Consider the following 19,567-nt stretch of genomic DNA (forward strand, 5'->3'; position numbering starts at 1 on the left):
AGTAGGTCGCCGCCGTTTTGACAGGGCAGAGTTCCGGTGGGTGTAGAAACCCCGATGCGAACTCTGCCTTTTTTTATGCCCCCGCGCGGGCAATGATAAGGGGAGCACAAGAAAAAAGCCATCCTGTGAACAAGATGGCTTTTGTAGTAATTAAGTTTAATATCTGAAACTGCTTCCGCCCAAAAATTCGCGTAGAAGGGAAGTTGGAGGAAGCTCCTTATCTTGTAGCGACGTAAAGTAAGATAAGAATTTCAGGAGTCGGTGGGCTTCTGAATATTCGGGACAGTTATTGGGTACTTTGCGCAAAATGGGTTCCGCATATTCTTTCATGACAGCAAGTTCGAACAATAAGGCCGAATTAAACATCGTATCTGCGTATTCTTGGTAAGGAAATATCCATTTATCTTCTCCTGCACGGACACTTGGCCAGCGTGCGATAGTTTCCTCTGCCGAGTAATTTCTGTATTTATAATCGCGGATAATTCGCCTTAATAATCGGTTGTCAGTTGTTGGAATATAGTTATGATTGTCTAATAAGATTGTAGTAAGAGCAGATACATAAATCTTATATTTGCTTTCAGCCGGAATATTGGGAGTCAGTGCAGGATTTAAGGCATGAATCCCTTCAAGTATTAAAACCATGTGGTCGTCGATGCGAAGTTTTTTTCCGCTCCATTCTCTTTTACCGGTTACGAAGTTAAAACGTGGTAGTTCCACTTCTTTTCCTTCAAGTAGTTCTTTTAGCTGCTCTTCAAAGAACGGTAAATCCAGCGCATAAAACGATTCAAAATCATGTTTCCCATCTATTCCGAGCGGAGTTTCCTCCCGGTTGACGAAATAATCATCCAGTGAAATAGGATAAGGCCTTATTCCGTTTGTCATCAGCTGAATGCTAAGTCTTTTACTGAAAGTCGTTTTCCCGGAAGAAGAAGGTCCTGAAATTAATACTAACTTAACCCGCTCCCCGTTTTGGTTACGCGAAGTAATCTCATCGGCTATTTGGGCTATTTTCTTTTCCTGAAGCGCTTCCGATACATTTATCAGGTCGGTAGCCAGTCCTTTGTTGCAAGCGATGTTGAAATCTCCTACGGTACTGATACCCAATATCCGGTTCCAGCGCTGGTATTCTTGAAAGACTTCCAGCATTTTTTCCTGTTTTACCACTTCTTCCAGCTTGTTGGGATTCTCCCGGTTCGGGATGCGCAGCAATAAGCCGTCGTAGTATTTTACGATGTCGAACAGCTGAATATATCCTGTGCTGGGAACCAGACTGCCGTAATAATAGTCTACCGTGTCTCCTAAGCGGTAGTAATATGAATAAAGCTGACCGGAAGTTTCCAGCAGTTTTGCTTTGTCTAACATGCCATGCTGCCGGAACAGGCGGACTATATCGTCAGTGTGCGACTCCGTGCGTTGAAAGGGAATATCCTCGTCGATGATTTCCTGCATTTTTTGTTTGATACGTTTCACATCATCTAATCCGATGCTGCGGTCAAGATGCAGGTTGCAATAATATCCTTTCGATACGGGATGTTCTAACGATATGCTTCCTTCGGGGTAAAGCTCTTCTACCGCCTTAACCAAAATGAAGCAGAGCGAACGTACATACGTACGCATACCCGAAGCGCTGGTAATGTCTAAAAACTCTACATCCTTATTATAATATACTCTGAAGTCAAGGCTTTCTACTTTGTTGTTTACTTTTGCACTTACCGTGCCGTAAGGCATCTGCAAGTCGAAACCTTTATAGATTTCTAATAATGATATTCCTTCGGGGAAATCTTTGAAGGAATTGGTGTTTTTGCAATATATCCGTACCATAATATATATGTTTATCCGGTGATTAATCAGTGCTTAATTTACTTATTAAAACAATCGGGGGATTCATTCGTACGGAATAAATAACAGAAGCGAGTGGTTTTTATGGTTTTTTAATCTTGGGATGCAGGGAAAGAGGAGATAAGAAAGACGGGGTGATTTCCGGTTATCGGAATCACCCCGTCTATATGAATAATCTGAACTTATCTGTAAGTTAAGAAGAAATTATGCGTCGATATTGGCATAAGTGGCATTCTTTTCGATAAACTCACGGCGCGGAGCTACATCATCTCCCATCAGCATGGAGAAGATGTAATCGGCTTCGGCAGCGTTTTCAATGTTTACCTGCTTCAGGATGCGGGTTTCGGGGTTCATGGTCGTTTCCCAAAGCTGTTCCGGATTCATCTCACCCAAACCTTTGTAACGCTGGGTATGGATGCCTTGCTCGCTTCCGTCGCCATATTTACGGATAAAGGCGTCGCGGTCTTCATCTTTGTAACAGTATTCGCTGATTTTACCTTTTGTGCATTTATACAGCGGCGGGTTGGCGATATACAGGTGTCCGCCCTGAATAATTTCGGGCATGTAGCGGTAGAACAGCGTCATGATAAGCGTGTCGATGTGAGAACCATCGACGTCGGCATCGGTCATGATGATTACCTTGTGGTAACGCAGCTTGTCGATGTTGGCTTTCTTGCTGTTGTCGTCGCCGTCTACGCCGAAGCGCACGCCCAATGCCTGAATGATGTTGTTTACCTCGTCACTTTCGAACGCTTTGTGCCACATGGCTTTTTCCACGTTCAATATCTTACCGCGGAGCGGGAGGATAGCTTGGAACTGCCGGCTGCGTCCCTGTTTTGCCGAACCGCCTGCCGAATCTCCCTCCACGAGGAACAATTCACACTCCTCTGCCACGCGGCTGGAGCAGTCTGCAAGTTTGCCCGGCAGTCCTCCGCCGCCCATCGGACTCTTGCGCTGTACCGATTCGCGTGCCTTGCGTGCGGCGATACGTGCCGTAGCAGCCAGTACCACTTTGTCTACTATTATTTTAGCTTCCTTCGGATGTTCTTCCAAGTAGTAAGTCAATGCTTCGCCTACGGCTTGGTTTACAGCTCCGCTCACTTCGTTGTTACCTAACTTGGTTTTGGTCTGCCCCTCAAACTGAGGTTCGCTTACTTTAACCGAGATAACGGCAATCAGTCCCTCGCGGAAGTCCTCGCCTGAGATTTCTACTTTTGCCTTTTCCAGCGCCTTGCTTTCCTCGGCATATTTCTTCAGCACACGGGTCAGTGCCGTGCGGAATCCGGCTTCGTGCGTACCGCCTTCGATGGTGTTGATGTTATTCACATACGAGTGAAGGTTTTCGCGGAATCCGGTGTTATACATGATGGCGCACTCGATGGGAATGCCCTGCTTTTCGGTGTTCAGATAGATAACATCGTCGATAAGCGGCGTATTGTTTGAGTTCAAGAAGCGTACAAACTCTTTTACGCCCTCTTCCGAGTGGAATACCTCTTGCTTGAACGAACCGTCTTCTTCCTTCTCGCGCTTGTCGGTCAGCGTGATGGTGATACCCTTGTTCAGATATGCCAGTTCGCGCATACGTGCTTGCAGGATGCTGTATTTATATTCGGTTACGGTGAAGATGCTGGCATCGGGCCAGAATGTTTGCCGCGTACCTGTAATGTCGGTCGTTCCCACTTCTTTTACCGGATACAGCGGTTTGCCGCATGAGTATTCCTGCTGGTAGATTTTTCCGTTGCGGAATACGTTGGTGGTCATGTGGGTAGAAAGGGCATTAACACACGATACACCCACTCCGTGCAAACCTCCGGATACTTTATACGAACCCTTGTCGAATTTACCTCCGGCGTGAAGAACGGTCATAACTACTTCCAGCGCCGATTTCTTTTCTTTCTCGTGGAAATCTACCGGAATACCGCGACCGTTGTCTTGTACGGTGATTGAGTTGTCTTCGTTGATGGTCACTTCGATGTGGGTACAATAGCCTGCGAGGGCTTCATCAATCGAGTTGTCCACCACTTCGTATACCAAGTGGTGCAGACCTTTTTCACTGATGTCGCCGATATACATGGCGGGACGTTTGCGTACGGCTTCCAGTCCTTCCAGTACCTGAATGCTGCTTGCCGAATAGCTGTTCCCGCTGTTTTGATTTACTTCTTCACTCATTTTTTATAACTTCTATTTTTAGCGTTCAAAGTTACTAAAAATACTTCGTTTTCCGAAGTGGTTCGATAAAAATTCAACTTCTATAAGTTTATTTCAATATCGTATCGGCGGATAAAAAATTAAGGTCTGTCGGCGAGAGCGTTTTGCCGACAGACCTTTGCGTATGGAAAAGACCTTCCTTGGAAAGTGTCTTTGGGGGATTTTCGTTAGGTTTGTTTAGGATGCGTTCGGGCGAGTGACATCGGTTCCTATAACTCGTCCCTGATGATGCCAAACTCTCCCGTCAGCAGCTGATGTTGTCCAATAGATGTAACTGCCTGCACCTACTTCACTGATGCTTTTTATTGTGGAATAAGTGGCATCCGTATAAACGGTACATTCCAAAGTACCTAAACCATCAGTACCTATTTCAGTCATGCCTTCAGCAATCCCATCGTTATTAGAGTCTTGCACAACTTGATTGCTGCTGTTTCCGCAGTGAGCCCCATCATGTGTACAGCCCAAAGCATACCATGTTTCCCACCGAGACGGTCCATGACTTTTTTCGTAGCTATTTGCTGCATCTACGCTGCAAGCAACTCCCCAACATACTGCTATATACTCATCGGGAACAAATGTTTCAATCTCCGTTCTGGGTGTAATCCATTTTGTTTTCATGATTTCTCCTCCGTTATAAAGTTATATTGAACATAATCGTTTACGAAACATCTGATTTCATTCTCCATGCTTCCGTCCTCATCATCGTGTGCAGCGCGGGCTTTCGCAAGAACCTGAGGGATGGTAGACGGCGTTTCAAACTGTTTCCACAGAAACTCCGCCGTGGGGTTAAGCGTTATCAGTGCGTTGATGTCTATTTCGAAGTTGGTGGGAACTAATACGCATTCGTCTCCCACCTTGCGCATAATCAGATTCGGATTGGCTTTATACACTTTGGCATACTCTATTTCTTTGCTTTTTTGCATGTATAAAGCAAACTCATTGTCAGAGAGAGGAATGAGTTGGGCGTTCGACAAACTTCCCATGTTGGGAAGAATGTACAACTTAGGTTTTCGGTAAATTCGTTTCATGTGCCATACTTTTAAAGGTTTTTGTTCGTGTCTTTTTCCTACTTTTGTTCTTCATTCATTCCTTTGGCCCATAGCACTTTTAAAAGCTGCCTATTTAGTATTAGTTGTTTATCTTTGCAAATTTAAATTTGTACAGATTCGACAAGTGTTAACAGATGTAAAGCATACGTAAATTTGCTTACATAACAAATAAGAAGCTGTTTTGAATTTACTGCCCGTGCACACACGAAAACGGGTACATCAAGCAAGAAAAACTTTTTGTAGAGACTCAAAACAGTTTCAAAGACAAGAAAATAGCCGGGAGTAGTTATCCGCCTGTGTCAGGAAATAGGATGTATTCCAGAAAGAAATAGAATCAGTTCAAACCGAACGCATCGGGGTAATGCACCATTCCGCTTATCCCGTTCAGCCCGTTTGCTTTCAGTTCCATCGCCATGCAACATGCGTCGAGGGCATCGAATGGGAACTTAATGCCGAATGCCGATGCCTTTTTATAGCCAAACCTCGGATAATAATCTTCATGCCCAAGCAGCAGTACGCCGCCATAGCCTAACGCCGCCGCTCTTTGGTGGGCTTCACGAAGAAGCATTCCGCCGATTCCCCGCCTTTGAAATTCAGGCAATACAGACAGAGGGGCGACAGACAAGACTGTATGCGTGCCGTTGGCGGATACGATTGTTACTTTCGACAGCAAAACGTGTCCCACGATTTTTTTGTCACCCGTTTCGGCCACTAAAGACAGCTCCGGAATGTAAGCGTCCGATTGCCGAAGCCGTTCCACCAAGATGTGTTCCGTGTGGTCGCTTTCTGGCATGTTACCGAACGCAAGGCGTACCACTTCTTCTACTTGTCCGAAATCTTTTTCCGTTTCTTGCCTGATTAGGATAGAATCATTCATTGTTTTTTTAAGTTAATCTGTTTTTACTGCCGGAGGGTGTCGTTTAAACGTGATCCGGCTTGGCGGGAAGCCTGAAAACGCTACCCATAGAACGGGGCAACCGTATGGGTAGAACCGGGTAACTCTACCGTTAGGAACAGCCAACGCTAACGGTAGCGTTTTGGGGGGCTGTGGCGGCGGTAAAAAACAAAAGCCGCAAAGACGTTGTTTTTATCTTTGCGGCTTTTGTCTTATTTTCTTTCCTGAGAGAATCTTACGCTTTAACGCCGTTGTATTCGTCAGATACGGTCAGTTTCTTACGACCTTTTGCGCGGCGTGCAGCCAATACTCGGCGACCGTTTGCAGTAGCCATTCTTTCACGGAAACCGTGTTTGTTTCTTCTCTTTCTGTTCGAAGGTTGATAAGTTCTTTTCATTGTTCGTATATGTTTTATGTTATTATTCTAAGCGTTCGGGCTGCAAAATTAGTGACTTTTTTTAAATAAACCAATAGCTAATTCATTTTTAGACAAATCTTTTTGTGTTTTTTCGTGATTTCAATTAATTTTGCATCCGAATTGTTGTCGACGAATCTATAATTACACATAATAATAAAGAATACAACATTATGATTAATGCTCAAGACATTAAAATCGGAACCGCTATCCGCATGGATGGCAAATTATACTTTTGTATCGATTTCTTGCATGTAAAACCGGGAAAGGGTAACACGTTCATGCGTACGAAGCTGAAAGACGTAGTTGACGGATACGTGTTGGAACGCCGTTTCAACATCGGTGAAAAACTGGAAGACGTGCGCGTAGAACGCCGTCCGTACCAATATCTGTATAAAGAAGGTGATGATTATATCTTCATGAACCAAGAAACGTTCGAACAAGTGCCCATCGCTCATGACCAAATCGAAGGCGTTGACTTCCTGAAAGAAGAAATGGTGGTAGACGTTGTGTCTGACGCTTCTACTGAAACAATCCTGTATGCCGAACTGCCGGTTAAGGTTCAGCTGAAGGTTACTTACACCGAACCGGGACTGAAAGGCGATACGGCTACCAATGCCACGAAACCTGCAACCGTAGAAACCGGTGCAACGGTACGTGTTCCGCTGTTCATCAACCAAGATGAAATCATCGAAGTAGACACACGCGACGGTTCATACGTAGGCCGTGTAAAGGCGTGATGAAATACTAACCGGCATCGTGCGCCACTTGTGCGCACCCCGCCGTAACAAGGACGCGGATTAGCGCGGTAACGACAGACTTTTCCGTCTGTGAAGCCGGCGTTAATCCGCGTCTTTTTGCATTCTTTCCGTGCTTATCAAGCCCGCCTGAACGCTACCGCTTGCGTTCCATTACGCTACCGCAAGCGCAGATGAAAACTACCGCTTGCGTTCCATCGTCCTACGGCTTGTATTTTTCCGCCTTCCGATTCGTTTATTACGCGGCTTTTCGCTATTTTTGTCCGGTAATGTTTTAAGAAAAAATACCCCATGCGATATTCCGTTATTGTTCCCGTATATAACCGTCCCGATGAGGTGGACGAACTGTTATGCAGCCTGACGAAACAGACCTTTCGTGATTTTGAAGTCATCATTATAGAAGACGGGTCTTCGCTGCCTTGTAAGAATGTGGCAGAGAAATACCGGGACAGTCTGGATATACATTATTATATGAAGCCGAACTCCGGGCCCGGGCAAACTCGAAACTACGGAGCGGAACGGAGCAATGGTGAATATTTGCTGATTTTAGATTCGGATTGCATTTTGCCCGAAGGCTATCTGGCTGCCGTCGAAGCCGAGTTGCAGCGTGAGCCTGCCGATGCTTTCGGAGGTCCCGACCGCGCCCACGATTCGTTTACCCCCGTACAGAAAGCCATCAACTACGCGATGACCTCTTTCTTTACCACCGGAGGCATACGGGGCGGCAAGAAAAAAATGGACAAGTTTTATCCCCGCAGTTTTAACATGGGCGTGCGTACGGAGGTATACCGGGCGTTACACGGATTTTCCGACATGCGTTTTGGCGAAGACATCGACTTCAGCATCCGTATTTTCAAAGGCGGATACCGTTGCCGCTTGTTCCCCGAAGCATGGGTGTGGCACAAGCGCCGCACCGACTTCCGCAAGTTTTTCAAACAAGTGCATAACTCCGGTATAGCCCGAATCAACCTGTATAAAAAATACCCCGAATCGTTGAAACTCGTCCACCTGCTTCCGGCAGTGTTCACCGTGGGCGTGGTTTTAATCTTGCTTGCCTCATTGGTTTGTGCATGGAGCCTGACGCTGTTGGCATTGTTTGCATTGATCATCTTTTTGGATGCTTCTTTTCAAAATAAAAGTATGAAAATAGGTATACTTTCCGTACTTGCCGCGTTTATTCAGTTAACGGGCTACGGGACGGGCTTTCTTCGTGCATGGTGGAAACGCTGTGTGTTAGGGAAAGACGCCTTTTCCGCTTTTGAAAAGAATTTCTATAAATGACGGATAAACTGAATATCAACCAATGGGCGGAAGAAGACCGCCCGCGCGAAAAAATGATGCTTCACGGTGCAGCTGCGCTGACCAACGCCGAACTGCTTGCCATCTTGATAGGCTCAGGAAATACCGAGGATACGGCAGTGGAACTCATGAGAAAGGTATTAGACGGTTGCCGGAACAGTTTGAGCGAATTGGGTAAATGTACGGTCGACGACCTCTGCCGCTACAAAGGCATCGGGCCGGCAAAAGCCGTCACCATTCTGGCTGCTTCCGAACTTGGAAAGCGCCGCAAAGAAGAAGAACCCGCCCGGAGGAAACAAATCCGCTGTTCCACGGATATTTACGACTGGTTTCATCCGCTGATGTGCGACCTTCCGGTGGAAGAATGTTGGATAATGCTGCTCAATCAAGCCTCGAAAGTGATTGATACGGTCCGAATCAGCCGGGGCGGACTGGCATCGACGCAGGTAGACGTGCGCTGCATCCTGCGCGAAGCCCTGCTGAAACGCGCCACGGCGTTTGTGCTCTGCCACAACCACCCGTCGGGCAACAGAACTCCCAGCACAGACGACGACCGCCTTACCCAGTCGGTAGCTGTGGCAAGCAAAACCATGAACATCCGCCTGCTCGACCATCTGATTGTGACAGACGGCGGGTATTATAGCTATGCCGATGAAGGCAGGCTTTGATATTCAATCTTTTTTATTACATTTGCAATACAGAATAATATAATGAATATGGATAACGAACAGAAATTAAAAATAGAGGAAAAGATAATCGAGATGCTGAAGACGGTATACGACCCGGAAATCCCTGTCAACGTATACGATTTAGGTCTTATCTACAAAATAGACTTGCAAGACGACGGTGAACTGGTTATCGACATGACGCTGACCGCTCCCAACTGTCCGGCGGCAGATTTCATCATGGAAGACATCCGCCAACGGGTAGAATCAGTAGATGGAGTAAAGTCGGCACAAGTCAATCTGGTATTTGAGCCCGAATGGGACAAAGACATGATGACCGAAGAAGCAAAGCTGGAGTTAGGTTTCTTATAACGACTAAAAGCAGGAAGGTATTTATGAAAAACGTATATTTTCTTTCGGACGCCCATTTGGGTTCGCGGGCCATTCCGCACAGCCGTACGCAAGAACGCAGGCTGGTGAATTTTTTAGACAGCATCAAGCATAAGGCGGCAGCCGTCTATCTGTTGGGTGATATGTTCGACTTCTGGTACGAATTTAAACTGGTAGTACCGAAAGGATATACGCGCTTCCTCGGCAAAGTGTCTGAACTGACGGACATGGGCGTAGAGGTACATTTCTTTATCGGCAATCATGACATCTGGTGCGGCGATTACTTGGAAAAAGAGTGCGGGATGATAATCCACCGTGAGCCGCTGACTTGTGAGATTTACGGCAAAGAGTTTTTCCTTGCCCACGGCGACGGACTGGGCGATGACGACCGCAAGTTCCGCTTCCTGCGTACGATATTCCACAGCCATACTTTACAGCGCCTGTTCTCTACCCTTCATCCGCGCTGGAGCATCGAATTTGGTCTGGAGTGGGCTAAGCACAGTCGTCTGAAACGTGAGAACGGGAAAGAGCCCCCCTATATGGGAGAAGACCGCGAGCCTTTGGTCTTGTTCACAAAAGATTACCTGAAAAACCATCCCACCATTAATTATTTCATTTACGGTCATCGCCACATCATGCTCGACCTGATGCTGAACCGTACCACCCGCATGATGATTCTCGGCGACTGGATTCATGAATTTTCTTACGCCGTATTCGATGGCGAAAACATGTTCCTCGAACAGTATATCGAAGGAGAAACGATATTGTAGATTTCCCGACAGAGACAGGCGTTTTAACCATTTCTGAAAAACAGTTGGTGTGTATGAACATAAAGAGAAACAATGTTGTTTTACAAAAAATATGATGTTGTAATTGCAAATGTTTTAACCGGAAATGTTTATTTATGAAGACTAAAATTTTATTGATGTTGGCAGTCATCCTGTCATCAGCAGCCTTATCTTCGTGTATGACCATCTTTTCAAACTCCCGTCAAACAGTCACTTTTATGGGCGAAGATGGAACCAGAATCTACGACGGAACGAATAATGTAAAGCTGTCGGAAATAAAAGACGGAGGCGTAACGACCGTGAAACTGAAAAAGAAACTGTCAGACAAAATAATGATAGCCAAGAAAGAAGGTTATAAAAACACTCCGTTTATCATCGAATCCCAATTCAACCCGAAAGCCCTGTGGAATATCTTGTTCTGGCCGGGCTTCCTCATCGATTTGGGTACGGGAAAGATTAACAAATACGACCCTGTGATCTATAATATCGAAATGGAAAAAGAGTAAAAATACTGCGGTAAGTCTTGTTCAAATCATGCGGATAAGTTCTTCTATTTTATTCGGACAACCGCTCCATGCATCAGATAGTATCTTTTCAAGTTCTGAAATGAGGTCCGGTAAGAATTAAAATAGAGATTTATCAATATAAATATCTTATATTGCCGTTTAATTTAATACGTAAAGTCTGCGGACAGTTGCAAAAAATCAGCAAACTGTCCGCAGACTTTGTTTTACCTTGAATTTTATTGTAAATTCAGTTAATGTTTTTTGCTGCTTCTCTTAGGAAAAATCGGCAAAGCATCAATTCTTATTCTCAGTAAAACTTCTCTAAAACCTCGTTCTATATGCTTATAGAGCCATTTGAACGATTTTTATATGTTTCTTGCTTATTTTTTGTTAAAGTATATGTATTGTATTTTACTATATTTGTGCCCGTAAGTTAATTTCTCAATTCATAGATTAATAAAGTTGAAAGAAGAGGAAGTTAACTTCTTGAGAACTATTATCCTTAATTTTAAAACTGAGAAAAACAATGAAATCAGATTCACTACGAAAAAATCCGAAATGGATTAACTGGATGGTATGCACAGGTTTCATGGTACTCTCTCCAATTCATTCGATGGCAACGAATTCCGTTTCGGAAATTCAAGTTAGTCAGCAGCAACAGGTAATTAAAGGAATTGTTGTTGATGAGGCAGGAGAAGGTATAATCGGTGCAAACGTGATGGTTGAAGGTACAAAAATGGGTACAATTACCGACTTCGACGGTCGCTTTTCTTTATCTATTCCAAAAGGAAGTAAGATCAAAGTTTCTTTCATTGGGTATAAAGACCAAATTGTCAGTCGTTTTAGCGCAGGTAAAGAACTGAGAATTGTAATGGAAGATGATTCGCAGTTATTGAGCGAGGTAGAAGTGGTGGCATACGGTTCGCAAAAGAAAGTGTCGGTTACAGGAGCCATTTCATCTATGAAAGGAGAAGATTTGTTGAAAACACCTGCTGCTTCTCTTTCCAACATTTTATCGGGACAGGTTACCGGTATTTCTTCTGTACAATACTCAGGCGAGCCGGGAGCCGATGCTGCTGATTTGTATGTGCGCGGTATCGCTACGTGGAACAATGCTGCTCCGTTGATTCAGGTAGATGGAGTAGAACGTGATTTTTCACAAATCGATCCGAACGAGGTAGAAAGTATTACTGTATTGAAAGATGCTTCGGCTACGGCTGTATTTGGTGTGCGTGGTGCGAATGGTGTTATCCTTATTACTACCAAACGCGGTTCAGAGGGTAAAGCCAAGATTTCGTTTTCTACTTCGGCAGGTGTTAATCTGATGACTAAACAGTTGAAGTTTGCCAATTCATATCAGTATGCTTCCTATTATAATGATATGATGGTGAACGATGGAGGTGTGCCGACGTTCTCTGAAGAACAACTTATAAAATTCCGTGACCATACTGATCCTATTCTTTATCCGGATATAAATTGGTTGGATTATTGTATGAATGATGCTTCATTTCAATCACAACACAATATAAATATTACTGGTGGAACAGACCGTATGCGTTATTTCGTTTCGGCAGGTATGTTTACTCAAGATGGTATGTTTAAGCAGCTTGCAGCTTCTGATGATTTTAACTTCAATTACAAACGATATAATTATCGTGCCAATTTAGACTTTGATGCAACGAAAACCACGTTGATTTCAGTAAATATCGGTGGGCGTATTGAGACTAAACGTACTCCAGAATCGGGAGAAGATCAGAACCAGTTATTTAGAAAACTGTATTGGGCTGTTCCGTTTGCGGGAGCCGGAATAGTTGATGGAAAACGTATCGTATCTAACAGCGATTATTTGCCGTTTACGGGGGTAGATGGATTGGATTCCTATTACGGAAAAGGTTTCCGTACTACTACTACCAATGTGTTGAATATTGACTTGATGTTAGACCAAAAGTTGGATTTTATAACGAAAGGACTTTCATTTAAAATCAAAGGTTCATATAATACAAGTTATTGGACGCAGAAAGTGGCAAGTTCTTCTATTGCGACTTATACACCCGTTATTCAAGATGATGGCTCGATAGCGTATCGTAAGAATGGTTCAGACTCTCAGTTATCGTATAGCAGAAATACCAACGGGGAAGGAAAGTCACGTGACTGGTATATGGAAGTTGCGTTGAACTATAACCGAAAATTCGGCGATCATAATGTGACCGGACTTTTATTATATAACCAATCAAAACGTTATTATCCCGGTGGAACTTACGATGATATCCCTTCGGCATACGTAGGCTTTGTAGGACGTGTAACGTATGATTGGAAAACACGTTACATGGCTGAGTTTAACGCTGGTTATAACGGTTCTGAAAATTTTGCACCGGGTAAGCGATATGGTTTCTTTCCGGCAGGTTCTATCGGCTGGATTGTCAGTGAAGAATCTTTCTTTAAACCGATAAAGAAAGTCATTAATTATTTAAAATTACGAGCTTCCGTGGGTATGGTAGGTAATGATAATAACGGAAACAACCGTTTCCTTTACTTGCCCGATGCCTATGTATTAGGAGGCGACGGCTATTATTTCGGTTCGAATGCTACAAGCGCGCAGCCCGGAGCTTACGAGGCAACCAAATCGAATATGGATGTAACTTGGGAAAAAGCTGTTAAACAGAATTACGGTATTGATTTTTCTATGTTTCATGAAAAATTAGGAGTTTCGGTTGATTATTTTATTGAAAAACGCCGCGATATTCTTACGCAACCCGATTACATGCCGGGTATTTTGGGTATGACGCTTCCTATCATGAATATTGGTAAAACTGAAAATAAGGGTTATGAAGTGCAGTTGAAATGGAATGACAAAATAGGTAACGACTTCCGTTATTGGGCAAACTTTAACCTTTCATTTGCGCGTAATAAGATTGTTTATAAAAATGAAGTCGACCAAAACGAACCGTGGATGTACGAAACCGGACGTACTATCGGTTCTCGTTCTATTTACAAATTCTGGGGATTCTACGATGAAACAGCAGATGCTCGATACCAAAAAGAATTCGGTATTCCTATTGCCGATCACGGTTTGTCTCTGAAACCGGGTGATGCCGTATTCGTTGATTTAAATAAAGATGGTGTTATTGACGGTGACGATTCTACACGTGATTTGAGTTTTACCGATACACCGGAATATACAGCCGGATTAAATCTTGGGTTTAGTTGGAAAGGATGGGATTTCTCTGCACAATTTACCGGAGCATGGAACGTTGACCGTCTGTTATCTGAGTTCCGCCAACCGTTGGGTGATACCCAAAATAAGGGATTGTTACTCTATCAGTATGAGAACACATGGCGTTCATCTGCCGATACTTATACAGCAAAATTCCCGCGCATATCAAAAGCGGCACAGGCAAATAACTATCGTGGTTCCGATCTGTATTTGTGTAATGCCAGTTATTTGCGCCTGAAGAGTTTGGAAGTTGGTTATAATTTCAGTCTGCCATTTATGAAAAAACTGAAAATGGACCAATGTCGTTTGTATGTAAGCGCTTACAATCTGTTTACGATAACCGATTTTATGTGGGGTGATCCGGAATCACGCCAGAGTGACCGTCCGAATTATCCGCTTACCCGTGTTATCAATGTTGGTCTGAAATTAGGATTCTAAATACTTAAATTTACATATAACTATGAAACATTTAACAAAGTGGTTTATAACGGCATTTGTAGGGGCTGTAACAGCTACGTCATGTGTCGATGAAATAAAGTTCGGCGACAGTTTCTTGGAGAAAGCTCCGAGTGTTGCCGTTACTCAAGATTCTATTTTCGGGAAGGCGGAATACGCCCGTCGCTTCTTGTGGACAACTTATAGCAAATTATATTACGGGTTAGCTACAAACTGGAATGATGTGGATGGAAAGATGAATACCGGTATGTTCGAGTGTTTGTCCGACTGCTTTCATAGCCATAATTCGTGGGATGGATTGAATAGACATTATTATCCCGGTACCTATACGGCTGTAACTGAAGATAATACTTCGGAAACTCGGTTTAGCTTTACGAAAGAAGAAACATGGGAGTGTATTCGTGCGGCGTGGATCTTTATTGAAAATGTTGACCGCGTACCCGATATGGATGAAATGGAGAAAGAACGTTTAAAAGCTGAAGCTAAAGTTATCATAGCTTCTCGTTATTTTGATATGTTCCGTCATTTTGGCGGATTGCCTATCGTTGAACAGGCTTTTGCGGCAGAAAACGATTATCAGGTTCCTCGCGGTACGGTAGAAGAAACGGTCAACTTTATGGTCAAGTTACTTGATGAGGCTGCATCCGTTCTTCCGTGGGATTTGACAGACGATGGCGAGTCTAACTGGCAAGGAAGAATGACTCAGGCGTCGGCTATGGGTTTGAAATGTAAGATTCTTCTTTTTGCGGCAAGTCCCTTATTTAACGATGACGAACCTTATTGTACAGAGCCTCCTCAGGAGGCGGTTACCGGACACATGGTGTGGTATGGTGGCTATAAGCCTGAATTGTGGCAACAGTGTTTAAAGGCTTGCGAGGACTTTTTCGATATGCTTGCGCAAAAAGGGCATTACGAATTGTTTCAACCTACGGGAACTACGTGTGACGATTATCGTGCGGCTTTCAATACGGCTTATTTCACACGAAATAACACTGAGTTGCTGATCTCTACCCGTATCATCGGTAAATATAATTGGGACTGGTGGTATTACTGGGGCGACTGGGTTCCCAATGGAGGATACACACCTACGTTGGAGTACATGGAAATGTTCCCGATGAGCGATGGTACACCGTTCGACTTTGACAAGGCGGTAGCCGAAAACAACATGTTCTTTGAAGATAATGATTATAACAAACCTACCCGCGACCCGCGTCTTTATGAAACCATCTTGGTAAACGGTGCTAAATGGAGTAACGGGCGTAGTATTGAATTATGGGCAGGTGGAGGCGATAATGCGAACAGTACTTCTACCGAAACCGGACAATACGCTACAGGATTCGGGCTTTATAAATTTTATAAAGAAGGAAAAGGTAGTTTGGCTGGGAATTTCTTGGAATGGCCTTACCTGCGCTTGGCGGAAATGTACTTAATCTATGCTGAGGCTTTGATGAAAAACAACCGGATAGACGATGCAATCAAGCAAGTCGACATCGTTCGCGCTCGTGTAGGGTTGAAAGGGCTGGTAGCATCGAATCCCGGAAAAGACATGAGAAATACCGATAACCTGATGGAAGCCATACTGAACGAACGGGCTTGCGAATTAGGACTGGAAGATGTACGTTTCTTTGATATGATTCGCAACAAGCGTGCTGATTTGTTCGAACGTCCGTTGCATGGATTGCTGATAGAACGTGCCGATGGAGGCAGTGGTTCATGGTTTGATAAACCGGATTCGGAGAGAGGGGAATTTCCGACTCAGTTCAAATATACTCCTTTCCAAATATCCAATGCCGGACGTTCATGGTGGAATGGATTTAATCCGAAATGGTACTTGGCTGCATTCCCGGTAAAAGAAGTAAATAAAGGATATGGATTAGTTCAAAATCCCGGTTGGTAATATAACGGCTTGCCCATTAAAAATACATGCGGTAGCGTTACCCGTTTCTATGGGTAGTGTTCAAGCATCTATGCGGTAGCGTAATCTATTTCTATGGGTAAGATTTTTGAGACCGATTTTTATGATTTAAGAATTGTCTAAGTTACTAAAAAACAGAAAACAATGAAGAAAAAGATATTGGCTTTGACTATGCTGGCATACATGGGTGTGCAAGTTATGGCTCAAGAAGAGAATAATATTACCGGCATGATACTTGACAGAGCCGGAAATCCTGTTTCGGGAGCGGCTGTCAGTATCGTCGGACAACCCGGTAGTTTGGTGTCAACAGACGCTACGGGTAAATTTGAAATTTCAGCGGCAAAGGATGATAAACTTCAAATTCTGACGCCTTATGATGCTACGAAAACAGTAGATGTAGAGCCCGGAAAAACCATGATAATTGTTATGGATTTGTCATCAGAGAAGGTGAACTATGGGTTCGGGTTGAATCAGACTTTCGCCGAATCAACGGGAGCTGTTTCAACTGTTTACAGTAATAAAATAGATAACCGTTCTTCGTATACGTTGGGAAATTCGATGTACGGAAACGTAGCAGGATTAACAACCCTTCAGAAGACTGGGGTAATGTGGGAACAGATACCTTCGATGTTTATTCGCGGACAGAAAACGCTAAATGGGAATAATGGCATCTTGATTGTGGTCGATGGATTGGAACGAGACAATGCATATAATGTGTTACGTTACCTGAATCCTGAAGAAGTAGAGTCAGTAAGTGTTTTGCGCGATGCTGCTGCCATTGCGCTGTATGGCTATAAAGGTGTAAACGGAGTATTGAATATCGTTACGAAGCGGGGAAAATACAAATCGAGGGAAATCAGTTTCTCGTATGATCACGGTTTTACTTACCAGAACCGTTTGCCCGAAATGGCGGATGCCTATACTTATGCACGTGCCATGAACGAGGCGTTGGCGAACGACGGCAGGTCGCCACGTTATACACGGGACGAACTGAATGCTTTTAAAAGCGGTAAATACCCGTATTATTACCCTAACGTAAACTGGTGGGATGAGGTATACAGAGATCGTGGAAAATCCGATATTGCTACGCTTACTTTCCGTGGAGGAGCTTCAAAGATACGTTATTTTACGATGTTGAATTTGCAGAATGGACGGGGATTTATAAACAATGCTAATTCGAATGAAGGCTTTTCAACACAAGAAAAATACTCAAAGGCTAATCTTCGCAGCAATTTGGACATTGATTTGACTCCGAAGACCAAACTTCAAGTTAACATAATGGGTACGTTGAATGAGTTCAGCCGTCCCGGTCTTGGTTCAGATGATTTGATAGGAAAACTTTATACCACTCCTGCTGCGGCATTTCCCATTCGTACGGAAAGCGGTTTGTGGGGAGGTAACACCACATGGACAGGATGGGCAAACCCTGTAGCTTTGACACAAGGCAGAGGCTACTCAAAAGGGCATACGCTTGGCCTATGGGCAGATATGACTTTAAGGCAGGATTTGTCTTCCATTACTGAAGGTTTGGGTGCATCTTTCCGTATGGGATATGATAATGTGGCATCTTATTGGGAAGATCATACGATGGAGTATCGATACGGAAGTACGTCGGTTACCGGATGGGAAAACGGAGAACCTTCTTCGTTTGCTGACTATGAAGCTGGAAAGGATACAGAAATGGCAGGTGGCAGTAAATTAGACTGGCAGTATCGTTCGTTTAATTTCATGGCAAATGTAGATTGGACTCGCCAGTTTGGAGACCATAAAATCTATACCACGTTGATGTATACTTATAAATACGATAATAACGTTAATATAAACTCTACTTTATACCATTGTAACTGGTCATGGTATACTCACTATGGCTTTAATAACCGTTATTTCTTGGATTTTGCTTTGGTCGCTTCGGCTTCTAATTTGTTGGAAACAGGTAATCAATGGCATGTTTCACCTACTGTTGGTTTAGCATGGAATCTGACAAACGAAGATTTTATGAAAGATGTTTCATGGTTGAATTTCTTGAAACTGCGTGGTTCGTTCGGAATCATTAACACTGACAATATTCCTTATAACGGTTATTGGAACACTACTATGAACGGAAGTGGAGGAGGATATCCTATTCAGGATGATTTCGGAAACGGAGGAGCTTGGCAAGAAGGTCAGCTTCCTTCATTGGGCGGAACTACAGAAAAAGGATATAAGTATAATGTCGGAATTGATGCTACTTTGTTTAATGGACTTACTTTGATGGTTGACGGATTCTACGAAAGACGCCAAGATATATGGGTATATACTGGCGGTAATGTTTCATCAATACTGGGAGCAACGTCTTCTTATGCGAATGCAGGTATAGTTGACAGCAAAGGTGTTGAAGTTGGTGTTGATTATACGAAGCGATTCGGAGATTTCCGCTTGAATTTGGGAGGTAACTTCAGTTTTACTAAAAACATTATCAAAGAACAATTGGAAGAGCCGAAAGCTTACGACTATTTGTATAGTACGGGAAAACCTGTCGGACAAATATTCGGATATCAAGCCGTTGGTTACTTTATAGATCAAGCAGATATTGATAACAGTCCCGAACAGCAATTTGGTGCGGTAAGTCCGGGCGATGTTAAGTATAAAGACCAAAATGGTGACGGTGTGATTAATGAGTTTGACCAAGTTGCTTTGGGATATAATTCCAGTGTACCCGAAATTTATTATGGTTTCAGCATCGGTGCAGAATGGAAAGGAATAGGTTTCAATGTTGATTTTCAAGGATTGGGAAATTATACGTCTTGGACAACGCTGAGTGGACTTTACCGTCCGCTGACTAATGGCAATACAATTTCCAATTACTATTATGCCAACCGTTGGACACCTGAAACCCCGAATGCACGTTATCCTCGTTTGTCTACTGAAACGGTTCAGAATAATAACCAAAACAGTTCCGTATGGCTTGAAAACGGTGCATTCTTAAAGTTGCGTAACTGTGAGGTATATTACAAATTGCCTCATTCGCTTATTAGTAAATGGCATTTGAATACGGCAAAAGTATACGTAAGAGGAGTTGACTTATTCTGTTGGGATCATATCAACGAAATAGACCCGGAATCACTTAGCAACGGTATACCTACCACGCGCTCTATTAACGTAGGTCTATCTATCGGATTCTAATATTAACC

15 protein-coding genes are annotated in these 19,567 nt (G+C 43.6%); 9 read left to right on the forward strand and 6 right to left on the reverse strand.

What is annotated here, in order from left to right; translation table 11 throughout:
• Positions 1–156: 156 nt before the first annotated feature.
• The 6 genes from H9626_RS05660 to rpmH all read right to left on the reverse strand — a co-directional run bounded on the left by H9626_RS05660 (position 157) and on the right by rpmH (position 6,388).
• Positions 157–1,821 carry a nucleoside kinase gene (locus tag H9626_RS05660; protein ID WP_225230897.1) on the reverse strand — a complete coding sequence of 555 codons (1,665 nt, stop codon included), beginning with the start codon at positions 1,819–1,821 and terminating at the stop codon, positions 157–159.
• A gap of 222 nt (positions 1,822–2,043) precedes the next feature.
• Positions 2,044–4,008 carry a DNA topoisomerase (ATP-hydrolyzing) subunit B gene (gene gyrB / locus H9626_RS05665; protein ID WP_178257324.1) on the reverse strand — a complete coding sequence of 655 codons (1,965 nt, stop codon included), beginning with the start codon at positions 4,006–4,008 and terminating at the stop codon, positions 2,044–2,046.
• Positions 4,009–4,224: 216 nt separating this feature from the next.
• On the reverse strand, positions 4,225–4,665 hold the full coding sequence (locus tag H9626_RS05670; protein WP_191709877.1) for a hypothetical protein: 441 nt from the start codon (positions 4,663–4,665) through the stop codon (positions 4,225–4,227).
• Entirely contained in the window at positions 4,662–5,075 is a 414-nt protein-coding gene (locus H9626_RS05675; protein ID WP_191709878.1) for a PqqD family protein, read from the reverse strand. Before H9626_RS05675 ends, H9626_RS05670 begins: the two co-directional genes overlap by 4 nt.
• 355 nt (positions 5,076–5,430) lie before the next feature.
• Positions 5,431–5,973, reverse strand: coding sequence for a GNAT family N-acetyltransferase (locus H9626_RS05680; RefSeq protein WP_191709879.1), 543 nt, complete (start codon positions 5,971–5,973; stop codon positions 5,431–5,433).
• Between the two features lie 253 nt (positions 5,974–6,226).
• A complete protein-coding gene (gene rpmH / locus H9626_RS05685; protein ID WP_007571228.1) occupies positions 6,227–6,388 on the reverse strand; it encodes a 50S ribosomal protein L34 in 162 nt (53 codons plus the stop codon).
• 191 nt (positions 6,389–6,579) lie between these two features.
• Here rpmH and efp point away from each other — a divergent pair, with 191 nt between their 5' ends.
• From efp to H9626_RS05730, 9 genes are all read left to right on the forward strand, one after another.
• On the forward strand, positions 6,580–7,146 hold the full coding sequence (gene efp / locus H9626_RS05690; RefSeq protein ID WP_178257320.1) for an elongation factor P: 567 nt from the start codon (positions 6,580–6,582) through the stop codon (positions 7,144–7,146).
• A gap of 309 nt (positions 7,147–7,455) precedes the next feature.
• Complete coding sequence (locus tag H9626_RS05695) at positions 7,456–8,445, forward strand: glycosyltransferase family 2 protein (protein WP_191709880.1); 990 nt, start codon at positions 7,456–7,458, stop codon at positions 8,443–8,445.
• Positions 8,442–9,131 (forward strand): RadC family protein, encoded by a 690-nt coding sequence (radC, locus tag H9626_RS05700; RefSeq protein WP_178257318.1) that lies wholly within the window; start codon positions 8,442–8,444, stop codon positions 9,129–9,131. Before H9626_RS05695 ends, radC begins: the two co-directional genes overlap by 4 nt.
• 48 nt (positions 9,132–9,179) lie before the next feature.
• Positions 9,180–9,500: a metal-sulfur cluster assembly factor gene (locus tag H9626_RS05705; RefSeq protein WP_178257317.1), complete on the forward strand. Its 321-nt coding sequence runs from the start codon at positions 9,180–9,182 to the stop codon at positions 9,498–9,500.
• Between the two features lie 23 nt (positions 9,501–9,523).
• Positions 9,524–10,288 (forward strand): UDP-2,3-diacylglucosamine diphosphatase, encoded by a 765-nt coding sequence (locus H9626_RS05710; RefSeq protein ID WP_178257316.1) that lies wholly within the window; start codon positions 9,524–9,526, stop codon positions 10,286–10,288.
• A 134-nt stretch (positions 10,289–10,422) separates the two neighbouring features.
• Entirely contained in the window at positions 10,423–10,812 is a 390-nt protein-coding gene (locus H9626_RS05715; RefSeq protein WP_178257315.1) for a hypothetical protein, read from the forward strand.
• Between the two features lie 613 nt (positions 10,813–11,425).
• On the forward strand, positions 11,426–14,464 hold the full coding sequence (locus tag H9626_RS05720) for a SusC/RagA family TonB-linked outer membrane protein (RefSeq protein WP_225230904.1): 3,039 nt from the start codon (positions 11,426–11,428) through the stop codon (positions 14,462–14,464).
• A gap of 22 nt (positions 14,465–14,486) precedes the next feature.
• Positions 14,487–16,379, forward strand: coding sequence for a RagB/SusD family nutrient uptake outer membrane protein (locus H9626_RS05725; protein WP_191709882.1), 1,893 nt, complete (start codon positions 14,487–14,489; stop codon positions 16,377–16,379).
• A gap of 162 nt (positions 16,380–16,541) precedes the next feature.
• Positions 16,542–19,559 carry a SusC/RagA family TonB-linked outer membrane protein gene (locus H9626_RS05730; protein WP_191709883.1) on the forward strand — a complete coding sequence of 1,006 codons (3,018 nt, stop codon included), beginning with the start codon at positions 16,542–16,544 and terminating at the stop codon, positions 19,557–19,559.
• Positions 19,560–19,567: the final 8 nt, after the last annotated feature.

It is taken from the genome of Phocaeicola faecium (genome assembly GCF_014837055.1).
GTDB classification, from domain to species: Bacteria; Bacteroidota; Bacteroidia; order Bacteroidales; family Bacteroidaceae; genus Phocaeicola; species Phocaeicola gallinarum.